Here is a 10,726-nt window from a genome sequence, read left to right on the forward strand (position 1 = left end):
CTTGTGCAAGTGCTAATACAGCTGCAAGCTCTTCGTCACGAAAAAATGTTGATAGCCGAACTGAAAAATTACTTATTAATGATTTTTCTAAACATAGACAATTAACAGATGAAGTGAAACACAAAGAAGTACAGAAACATATTAAAAGCTTCACAAAGGACCCTAGAATTTTTAATCATTTAGACTCTGATCGTTTAGTCATCATGAGTTATATATTAAATGAAATTAAAAAGCGCGATATGCCAGCAGAATTAGCTATGATTCCCTTGATTGAGAGTAGTTATAAACCAGCAGCATCAAATAAAGGTCAGTATGTAGGATTGTGGCAATTTGGTAAACAAACAGCTAAGAATTTTGGTATAGATGTTAAGAATAATTATGATGGTCGTTATAGTCCTGCGGCCTCTACTAAGGCTGCTTTAGATTATTTGGAATATTTAAATAAAATGTTTGATGGCGATTGGCTATTAACGATGGCTGCTTATAATGCTGGAGAAGGGCGAGTTTTGAGAAGTATTAAAGCAAATCGACAGCGTGGCAAAGGGACAGATTATTGGAGCATTGATTTACCTAAAATCACAAAGGCATATATTCCAAAAGTTTTAGCACTTTCAGAAGTGATTGCTGAAAGAGATAAATTGTCAAAGATTGAACAAGTAGATATACCTGAACTTGTGAGAATTAGAACAGATAGCCCTGAAAAGTTAAATAGGATTATTAAAGCTTCTAATATTCCTAAAGATGTTATTGAATTTTATAATCCTAATGTTGCGAAGCGTAATAATGTAAAAGGTATTATGTTGCCTGAAACAGAAATTAAACATTTAAAGGGTGTACCTAAGAAAGAGTTAGATAAATATATTATTTATGGCTCTACTAAAAAAACTATGAAATCTTAATATTTTCTATATTGTCTTATCTATTTTCATGAGTACAATAATCGTTTGATTTTAACTATAAACGAGTATTCACTTATGACAACAAGACAACCATCCGTACTTGGTGGTGCGATGATTGCTGCTGGCACAATGATTGGTGCGGGTATGCTAACACTTCCGATTGTATCTGCGGGCATGTGGTTTACATGGACTATTTTTATCATGTTACTCACCACATTTTTTATGCAAAATTCAGCTGAAGAAATTCTAGAGGTTAACTTAAGTTATCCTGAGGGCTCAAGTTTTCATACCTTAGTTAAAGATAATTTAGGGCATTTTGCAACAATCGTGAATGGTTTATCGGTTGCATTTGTTTTGTATATTCTTTTATATGCATATGTTGATGGTTCTGGTTCTGTTATTCAGAATGCATTGCAAATGAATTTTAATATTACTATGCCAAAAGCTATGGCAGGATTAGTCTTTGCTGTTATATTTTCATTAGTCGTTTGGTGGGGGGCTAAAGCTGTGGATCGCATTTCTACAGTTTTAATGATTGCAATGTTCATCACATTATTTGTGGCATTAACAGGACTATTAAAGTCTATTTCTATCCCAAATTTATTTGAGCCATCTGGTGAGTCTAAATTTGCCATTTATGCATTTGCCAGCTTGCCTTTTTTTCTAACATCTTTTTGTTTTCATGCAAGTGTTCCAAGTTTTGTAAAATATTATGGTCGTGAAGGTGGGAAAAAAATTCGTTTAGCTATTGCGATTGGCATGGTTTTAACTTTGATTTTTTATGGTGTTTGGATGTTGGGTATTATGGGGAATATTCCTCGTATTCAGTTTTTAGAAGTTGCACAAGCCAATGATGGTTTAGTATGGCTGTTGAATACTGTTAATTTGTCCGAAGTTTTTAGAACAATCTTGAAATTTTTTATGTTTTTTGCTGTGGTCACTTCATTTTTAGGTGCGGGTTTAGGTTTATTCGATTATATTGCGGACTTATGTAAATTTGATGATTCAGCATTGGGTCGTGCAAAAACAGCTGTGATCACATTCATTCCGCCAACAATTTTAGGCATGAGTTTGCCAGGTGGATTCATTGTAGCAATCGGTTTTGCAGGTTTATTTGCAGCGATTTGGTCTGTGATCATTCCAGGTATGATGGTCATTGCACATCGTAAGAAAGCAGGTAATGAAAAACCTGTATTCAAAGCAATGGGTGGAAAGTGGATGCCATATCTTGTGATTATTTATGGTGTGATTGCAGCAGTATCACATTTGTTAGTTGAAGTTTTCCATTGGAACGCGTTAAACTTTCTTGCACCATAAATTTTTGCCTTATCTCGATCATCTAAAGGAGTTCCCATGAATACTACTCAACCTGAATTAATGTACTTAGATTTTGCAGTCATGCTGCAATTATCAGAGTTGAGTCCAGGTTTACAAACATATTTGGATAAAGAGATAGCTGAAGAGATGAGCCGTAAAGTGACGGCATCACTTCAACAGTTGTATCCAGCATTATCTGATGCAGGTGTTGTATTCGTGGGTGCAGGCTATCAAGTGGCACAGATCATGCGCCCTAAATTCCCGATCTATCATGAGATGACAGAAGTATCTAAAATTAATTTTAGACCCAATAACTTTGAGCCATCTATCGTAACAATTACAGCAAAAGGTGGTGAGTTTTCTGTGAGTGCATTTAATAAGGATACACAATCACCTGATCCATTATATATTTTTCCAGCATTACTAATTTTACCTAAAACTGAAGAGAATCAAGCATTGGTAAACCATATTGAGAATACAATATCTCAAGAAGGTATTGTGACAGAAGTGCTTCGTTCAATTATTGAATCTGCTTTGGATTGTAAAGTTGCACATATGCATATGGTGACTTTGAGTGATATCAGTAGTTTCTATGCAACACAGTTAATTCAAATTAACTTAGAACCTTTATGGGAAGTGATGAAACATATCATTTTCGATATGGGCTCAACATTCCAAGTATTGGGTAGTGGTCATTTAGTATTATGGAATGGTGAAGAGGTCGTTTTCATTGTGCCTGCTAAAGATATTTTTACAGAGATCTTTGGTGGTGAAGAGAGTGACTATATTTTTTATAAACAAACATTAAAACGTTTGAAATTATTATTAACGGATCATGGTATTCAATTTTCAGAATTTGTTTCTCAAGACGTCCAGTTTTTCTTAAAAACACAAACACTAGACAGTGTGAATGCGATGATATCATCAAAGGCAGTGTAGATTTTCAATCTTATAAATAAGCGATAAATTATGAAAATATTCTATACTATATTGATCCTAATTACGATGGTGTCATTATCTGACATTATCCGCCGCGTCCTGCCTTTTAAAGTCGCTCTACCTGTATTACAAATTATTATTGGTGTTCTTTTAGCATTTCCATCTTTTGGATTACATATTGATTTTGATCCTGATTTGTTTTTATTTCTATTCATTCCGCCACTGTTATTTGCGGATGGATTACGAATGCCATTTCATGAATTTTTACAATCTCGTTGGGAGATCATTAGTTTAGCATTATTGTTAGTGTTTGCTACTGTTGTAGGATTGGGTTTTTTTATTCCTACATTAATGCCAGATATTCCATTAGCTGTAGGTTTTGCATTAGCTGCTGTACTATCACCAACCGATGCTGTGGCATTATCAGGTATTGTTGGTAAAGGCACATTGCCTAAAAAATTGAGCAAAATTTTAGAAGGAGAAGCATTACTCAATGATGCTTCTGCGCTTGTTTCTTTAAAATATGCTGTTGCTATTATTATGGGAACGATTGTTTTCAATAATACTGGCGATTACGTCAAAATGGGTGGTAATTTTATCCTAATGGCGGGCGGAGGCATTTTAATTGGCTTAGTTGTAACATGGTTTTATGTCCGATTAGTGATTGTATTAACGCGCTTACAAGGTGATGAAAGTACGATCCAAATGATTTTTCTATTATTACTCCCCTTCTTAGTTTACGTTGTGGCAGAACATTTGGGTGGCTCAGGGATTTTAGCTGCAGTTGTAGCAGGAATGACAGTCACTTATTGTAATACAATGAGTAATGTTTCCATTAAAATGCGTTTTCAAGCAAATAGTACATGGAGTATTTTGGAATATTTGCTAAATGGTATTGTTTTCTTAATGTTAGGCTTACAAATTCCGGGCATTATTGAATATTCTGTTGAAACAATCAGTGCAGATAATGGTATTAATTTATTTAGTATGTTGTCTGATATTCTGATTGTCTATGGCATGTTGATGTTATTGCGATTCATTTGGTTATTTGCCATGAAACATATTAAGAAAATTATTTTTTGGAAAAAAAATATCAAATGGGATTATGAATTTTTAACATTGAAAGAATTGGTAATTATGACTTTTGCGGGTGTGCGTGGTGCCGTTACATTAGCAGCAGCTTTATCAATACCTCTATTCATTAGTACATCACCAATATTTATTTCAGTGCCTGGTCGAAATTATATTAACTTCATTGCCATTGGTGTCATCATTTTATCTTTGATTGTTGCCATTATAATTTTACCATTGTTATTGCGTGGCTTTATTGTAGATGATGATGAGTTTGAACAAGAAACTAAAATTGCACGTGCTGCTATGCAACAGGTAGCTTTAACAAGCATTCAAACATTAGAAACACGCCTAATTAATAATAATGAAGTAAAACTAGATCCTCAGCATATTGAGGATATACATAATCATGTTGCAAGGGGGATTCGTCAATCTTTAGGGATTAGTAATGCTGAAACAGAATACTATGATGCTTTAGAATTACGATTTAGGCTTGCTGCGATTCGTGCAGAACGCGGGGAATTAATGCGCTTAAAATCAACACAAAAAATCAGCGAAGAAACCGCAAATAAACTAAGATATGATCTCGATTTGCTTGAAACTGTATTATCAGGACGCGAGCGTCATTAATTTTATTTAGGCTGGTTATTGTGAATCAAAGTGAATATAAAAAAGGTATTTTCTATACTTTAGGGTGTTACCTTATGTGGGGGAATTTCCCTTTATATTGGTATTCACTAAAAATGTTGGGTTCTACTCAGCTGATGTCACAACGGATCATATGGTCTGTTGTGTTTGTTGTTCTTGTTTTGACGTTATTTAGAGAGTGGAAATCGATTTTAGCTGTCTTAACGCAACGCAAAACAGTACTTGTTTTATTTGTTACCTCACAATTATTATTTTTTAATTGGTTAACGTATTTATGGGCAATTACGGCCAATCGAGTTGTGGATGCAAGTTTAGGGTATTTTATTACACCATTATTCAGCATTTTTTTAGGGCGACTGATTTTAAAAGAACGATTATCCCATAGCCAATCAATGGCTGTTGGGATTGCGATTGTTGGTATTATATGGTTAACCATTGTTGGTCAAACAATTCCCTATGTTGCATTAGGATTAGCCATCACTTTTTCATTTTATGGCTTATTGAAAAAGGCCTATCCTGTCAAGACATTGCCAAGTATCGCTTTTGAAACATTCTTTATGTTGCCATTTGCTAGTATTTATCTATTCTATGAGTTTAATCAAGGCAATCTTGTATTTACAGAATTACCAACCTTGCCTTTAGTTTTGTTGTTGTTATCGGGGGCAGCGACAACTATCCCATTATTATTATTCTCAGAAGGCGCAAAAAAAATTCCACTGTCTTTAGTGGGAATTGTGCAATTTGTCTCGCCAACATTGCAGATGATTAATGGTGTACTTTTCTTTAATGATTCTGTAGATTTTATGCGTTTAATGGGCTTTATTATTGTTTGGGTCGCAGTTGTAATTTTTATTATTTCTGAATATCGCAAATATCAATCTCAAGTGCGTTTATTGTCCACGAAATCTAAAGATTAAAAGTACATGAATTATTATTATGATCCAGCCATTGTGCCTTGGTTAGATATTCTATATCAAGATAGAGATATTATGGTGGTTAATAAGCCACATGATTTGTTATCAGTGCCAGGTAAACCACCTGAATTGTGGGATAGTATATTAACTCGCATTCAATGGGAATTTCCTGATGCAGAAACAGTTCATCGATTAGATTTAGCGACCAGTGGATTAATGGTTGTAGCATTACATATTGAAGCTGAGCGTGAATTAAAACGTCAATTTCGTGAGCGAGAAACGGATAAAACATATATCGCTAAAGTTTTTGGTATTTTGGCAGAAAAAGAGGGAAGTATAGATTTTCCGTTGATTTGTGATTGGCCCAATCGGCCTAAACAAATGGTTTCGTATGAATATGGGAAAGATGCACTCACGCATTACAAAGTTTTATCTGAAGATGATGATGGTAATACCTTGATTGAATTAGTGCCCGTGACAGGACGATCGCATCAATTACGAGTACACATGATGAGCAAGGGGCATCCAATTTTAGGGGATCGTTTTTATGCTCATGAAGATGCTTTAAAAGGTAGAAATCGTTTATATTTACATGCTGCTGAATTAGCTTTTACTCATCCTATAACCAAAAAAAGGCAGCTGTTTAAACAGCCACCTAGTTTTTTATAATCTTGGCTATTGAGTTTATAGTGCATCCATAATATTTTTAATGGATTTTAAAATCTTTTTTCCCTCAGTTTCGGGTTCAGCAGGTGATTCAGTAGCATCTGTGCTTTCCTCGATATCCTGATCTTTAGGGAAAATCACTGTAGCGTTATCATTGGAAGTTTCTGTGTTGTCAGATGTCTCAATCGTACTTTCTAGCTCATCAATGATAACTTCTTGCCCAGGAATGATGATTTCAATCGGCGCAGTTTCTGTGCCATTTTCTTCAATATTGATGGTTTCTTCTTCTATTTGCATAGTATTATCATAGGCATATTCATCAAATAGTGCAGGGCACTGTGTGGAGTTTAACTCATGAAAGTTACTATCCCAACATTTTAAGGATTGAAGATTGCCATTATCAATGATAGCTTTAATTTTAGGATAACCATTGTCATACCAGCGGATATATAAGCCATCTTGTTGCCCATCTGTGAAATGTAGCTCATCAAATTTTTGCGCAGGATATACATTGGGATACCAATTAGTGACTGTACCATTGAGTTTGCCATCATCATATTGTTCAACAGTTGTCAGATCTCCTTCATCATTGTAATAAGTATAAGTGCCATGACGATATTTTATATCCCAGCTGAGAAGATCTTCGCGTTGAATGATGACAGGATCCATTTGGCGCATACGACTATCTGTGAAATAGTCAGCAACTAAGTATTCTCCGGTTTCTGGGTTTTGATCTAAAATCGTTCTAAATGTTCCACCATTGACAGGCATAGCTTGACGATTGCCTTCAGGGTCGAAGTAAGAAACAATCACTTCACCATTGATCAACTCATAAGTATTGGCATTACCATAGTTATCCCATGTTTTCCAAAAACCAGAACTACCACCATCTTGTTGGCTATACCCTTCTTGCATTTTATTGCCGTGAATATCCCAAAAAGTCAATGGGCCTTGCATGCTTTGTGGGAACCAAGATTGCAACTCCATAGGGTCAGTGAAGCAGATAGGGTCAGTCTGTTTTTGATCATTCATGCTATAGAAATCTTGAACTAAGTAGCAGCCACTGACAATTTCTTTAAAATAACGGTAGTATTCACTGCCATTACGAGTTGGTAGTAAGGTGCCATCTTCTGAGAAATAAGCAATGATTGAATTAGGTTCAAATTCCACAGATGTTTGCAATTGTGTTTGTGCTGATGAGAATGTACCAAGAATTAGAGTTGCTGCAATTGATAGTGATATTTTCTTGTAGCTCATAATTTTTCCTTAAACGGTAGGTAATTATAAATAGTATTGAACAGTTTACCGCAAAATGATGAGTGATTCATAGGAAACTATTTTAAGTGTTTTATGATATGTTATGAGTCAAACCAATTAAGGTTATTTTAATTAATATCATTATTAATATTTTTTTGAAATATTTTTAGCATTATGACCATGAATAATAATTTAGTTATACGTATAAAGGAGCAGCTATGTTTCAGTTAAAAGATCAAATTGCGTTGGTAACAGGTGGTGCAAAAGGTATTGGTAAAGGTATTGCTGAGGCTTTATCAGAGGCTGGGGCAAAAGTGATCATTGCTGACATTGATCAAGTGGCAGGTAATGAGTCAGCAAAATTAATTAATGGTGACTTTATAACAATGGATGTAACAAAACAATCTGTTGTGCAAGCTGGTATTGATAGCATTATTGAGAAATATGGTCGTTTAGATATTGTTTGCTCAAATACTGGTATTTTTCCACAAGCAACGCTAGAAGAAATGACAGAAGCAGATTGGGATCTAATGCAAACAGTGAATGTTAAAGGTATGTTCTTCGTTGTACAAGCTGCCTTAAAACAAATGCAGAAACAGAATTATGGCCGCGTGGTGATTACCTCTTCTATCACAGGTGCAATTACAGGTTTTCCTGGTTGGAGCCATTATGGTGCATCAAAAGCTGCACAATTAGGATTTATGCGTAGCGCTTCATTGGAATATGCACGTTTCGGAGTTACGGTAAATGCTGTGATGCCAGGTAATATTTTAACTGAAGGTTTAGCAGCGCAGGGTGAAACTTACTTGAATCAAATGAAGGCAACCATTCCAACACATACATTGGGAGAGCCCAAAGATATTGGTTATGCAGCGGCCTTTTTAGCATCTAAAGAGGCTAAATTCATTACAGGGCAAACTATTATTGTAGATGGAGGACAAATTTTACCTGAATCGCCAGAAGCATTATTGTAATAATATTTAGTCTGATCATTTTATATTTAAATATTAGCCATCTATCTATTTTGTTATATTTTATTTATCAATTAGTAAATAATTGATAACCATCGAATAAGAATAATGTATTTGATCATTAATAATAGAGTGGAGAGAGAGTATGAAAATAGATAGAGATATTAAGCGTAGAGTAGTTTTTTAGCTTTTTGGATACATATTGTTATGGTAAACAATATTTAAATATTATTAATTAACTTATTTATAATATGTTATAAATATTTGTTTTTATTAAAAGGTGAGCTGTTCGTGGCTCACTTTTTTTTGTTCATTTTGATGTAAAAATATTTTGCTTTGCTGGCTAAGATATATTATCGTCCTTGCAGTTTGTAAGTGTTTTGTTATTTTTTTATGTAAGGATTTATATGGCAACAACCTCAGCTGAGCCACAGAAGAAAAAAGGCTTTTTAAATGCTGTTGAACGTTTTGGCAATACAATGCCAAGTGTGACAATGCTTTTTGTTTATGCACTCATGATCTGTTGGGTGCTATCATTTTTATTATCATTTGTTGATTTCAATTATTTCTTACCTGCACAAATTGCAGGCGAAGTACCGAAGAAAATCGAAATCGTTAATATGTTTAATTACAATGAAATTGTGATGTTTATTATTTCATCTGTGAATAACTTCATGAGTTTCCCACCATTAGGCATCACAATTGTTGCAACATTTGGTATTGGGATTGCTGAAAAAAGTGGCTTTGTTAAAACTGCTTTGAAGAAATTATTGGGCTTAATTTCTCCTAAATTTTTAACACCAACCGTTGTTTTGGTTTCCATCATCGCACATTTAGTATCGGATTCTGCTTATGTGATTTTGATGCCAGTTGCTGCTTTGATGTTCTATGCAATGGGCCGTCATCCTTTAGCTGGTGTTTCAACAGCATTTGCAGGTTTAGCAGGTGGCTTCAGTGCGAGCTTCACACCATCAAAAATTGATCCGATCATGCAAGGCTTTACACAAAAAGCCGCGCACATCATGGATCCAAGTTATGTCGTGAACGTATTGTGTAACTACTTCTTAAGCTTAGGTAGCACAATTGGTGTGATTGTAATGTGCTGGTATGTGACAGAAAAAATCGTTGAGCCTTGGTTGAATAAAAATTGCCCTGTGGATCAACAATTATCAGATGATGAAGCGAATGAATTATCAGTGATTCAGCCAGTTGAAAACACAGGTTTTAAATGGGCTGGCTTATCTGTTTTAGCTTTGATTGGTTTATTGGTTGTATTGTTAATTCCTGAAAGCTCACCATTACGCGCGCCAGATGGCAGTATGACAAGCTCGCAAGCGGGAATCATGAAAATGATCGTACCATTGATCTTCATGTTCTTTGCAATTCCAGGGATGATCTACGGTTACATTACAGGTTCATTCAAATCCTCTAAAGATGTGATTGGCGCGATGGAAGAGATCACAAAATCATTGATTCCTTTCATTGTATTTGCATTCTTTGCTGCGCAATTCTTATATTCATTTGATCATTCTAATATTGGTAAGTTGATCGCATTGGCAGGTGCGGACGCATTAACAACCTTAAAAATCCCATCAGAAATGACAGTTTTCTTAGTGATTGTATTGGTTGGCTTGGTGAATATTTTAATCACATCAGCAACTTCTAAATGGGCGATCATGGCACCAGTTTTGGTACCAATGTTGATGGCTGTCGGTATTTCTCCAGAATTAACACAGGCAGCATTTAGAATCAGTGATTCAGCGGTGAACGTCAGTACGCCAATGTTCCCATTCTACCCATTAATCATCATGTACTGCTGCCGTTATTACAGTAAAACGGGCGTGGGTACATTGTGCTCAATGATGTTGCCATATACCGTAGGTTTGTTCATTGTATTGACGGCAACGTTATACATTTTCTGGTGGTTAAACATTCCATTAGGATTTGAAAGTACATATACAATTCCTGTCATTAATTCTGTCGCGCCGTAAATTAGGAGGTTTGACGTGTCCACTTTAGGTCAACAACTCACAACAAGATTCTT

9 protein-coding genes are annotated in these 10,726 nt (G+C 35.1%); 8 read left to right on the plus strand and 1 reads right to left on the minus strand.

Going from position 1 to position 10,726, the window contains the following annotated elements:
* The 6 genes from BZK14_RS02990 to rluA all read left to right on the plus strand — a co-directional run.
* The coding region (locus BZK14_RS02990; RefSeq protein WP_143691291.1) for a transglycosylase SLT domain-containing protein at positions 1–899 on the plus strand (899 nt) is incomplete at its 5' end.
* 75 nt (positions 900–974) lie between these two features.
* Complete coding sequence (locus BZK14_RS02995) at positions 975–2,216, plus strand: aromatic amino acid transporter (protein WP_077925112.1); 1,242 nt, start codon at positions 975–977, stop codon at positions 2,214–2,216.
* Between the two features lie 36 nt (positions 2,217–2,252).
* Entirely contained in the window at positions 2,253–3,155 is a 903-nt protein-coding gene (locus BZK14_RS03000; protein ID WP_077925113.1) for a hypothetical protein, read from the plus strand.
* A 30-nt stretch (positions 3,156–3,185) separates the two neighbouring features.
* Positions 3,186–4,856 carry a Na+/H+ antiporter gene (locus BZK14_RS03005; RefSeq protein ID WP_077925114.1) on the plus strand — a complete coding sequence of 557 codons (1,671 nt, stop codon included), beginning with the start codon at positions 3,186–3,188 and terminating at the stop codon, positions 4,854–4,856.
* A gap of 20 nt (positions 4,857–4,876) precedes the next feature.
* Positions 4,877–5,791 (plus strand): EamA family transporter RarD, encoded by a 915-nt coding sequence (gene rarD / locus BZK14_RS03010; RefSeq protein ID WP_245831137.1) that lies wholly within the window; start codon positions 4,877–4,879, stop codon positions 5,789–5,791.
* Between the two features lie 6 nt (positions 5,792–5,797).
* Positions 5,798–6,457, plus strand: a complete 660-nt coding sequence (gene rluA, locus BZK14_RS03015) for a bifunctional tRNA pseudouridine(32) synthase/23S rRNA pseudouridine(746) synthase RluA (RefSeq protein ID WP_077925116.1) — start codon at positions 5,798–5,800, stop codon at positions 6,455–6,457.
* Between the two features lie 15 nt (positions 6,458–6,472).
* On the opposite strand, the gene BZK14_RS03020 is transcribed toward rluA, so the two are convergent.
* On the minus strand, positions 6,473–7,711 hold the full coding sequence (locus tag BZK14_RS03020; protein WP_077925117.1) for a toxin-antitoxin system YwqK family antitoxin: 1,239 nt from the start codon (positions 7,709–7,711) through the stop codon (positions 6,473–6,475).
* Positions 7,712–7,929: 218 nt separating this feature from the next.
* Between BZK14_RS03020 and fabG the strand changes: the two genes are divergently transcribed.
* Entirely contained in the window at positions 7,930–8,685 is a 756-nt protein-coding gene (gene fabG / locus BZK14_RS03025) for a 3-oxoacyl-ACP reductase FabG (RefSeq protein ID WP_077925118.1), read from the plus strand.
* Positions 8,686–9,089: 404 nt separating this feature from the next.
* Positions 9,090–10,673, plus strand: a complete 1,584-nt coding sequence (locus BZK14_RS03030) for an AbgT family transporter (RefSeq protein ID WP_077925119.1) — start codon at positions 9,090–9,092, stop codon at positions 10,671–10,673.
* Positions 10,674–10,726 lie beyond the last annotated feature (53 nt).

The sequence above is a fragment of the Wohlfahrtiimonas larvae genome (genome assembly GCF_002006755.1).
GTDB classification, from domain to species: domain Bacteria; phylum Pseudomonadota; class Gammaproteobacteria; order Cardiobacteriales; family Wohlfahrtiimonadaceae; genus Wohlfahrtiimonas; species Wohlfahrtiimonas larvae.

What these genes read in the sequence shown, in the direction of transcription:
- BZK14_RS03030 (WP_077925119.1), top strand. Translation starts at nt 9,090, where the DNA reads ATGGCAACAACCTCAGCTGAGCCACAGAAGAAAAAAGGCTTTTTAAAT.
- rluA (WP_077925116.1), top strand. Translation starts at nt 5,798, where the DNA reads ATGAATTATTATTATGATCCAGCCATTGTGCCTTGGTTAGATATTCTA.
- BZK14_RS03020 (WP_077925117.1), bottom strand. Translation starts at nt 7,711, where the DNA reads ATGAGCTACAAGAAAATATCACTATCAATTGCAGCAACTCTAATTCTT.
- BZK14_RS02995 (WP_077925112.1), top strand. Translation starts at nt 975, where the DNA reads ATGACAACAAGACAACCATCCGTACTTGGTGGTGCGATGATTGCTGCT.
- BZK14_RS03000 (WP_077925113.1), top strand. Translation starts at nt 2,253, where the DNA reads ATGAATACTACTCAACCTGAATTAATGTACTTAGATTTTGCAGTCATG.
- fabG (WP_077925118.1), top strand. Translation starts at nt 7,930, where the DNA reads ATGTTTCAGTTAAAAGATCAAATTGCGTTGGTAACAGGTGGTGCAAAA.
- BZK14_RS03005 (WP_077925114.1), top strand. Translation starts at nt 3,186, where the DNA reads ATGAAAATATTCTATACTATATTGATCCTAATTACGATGGTGTCATTA.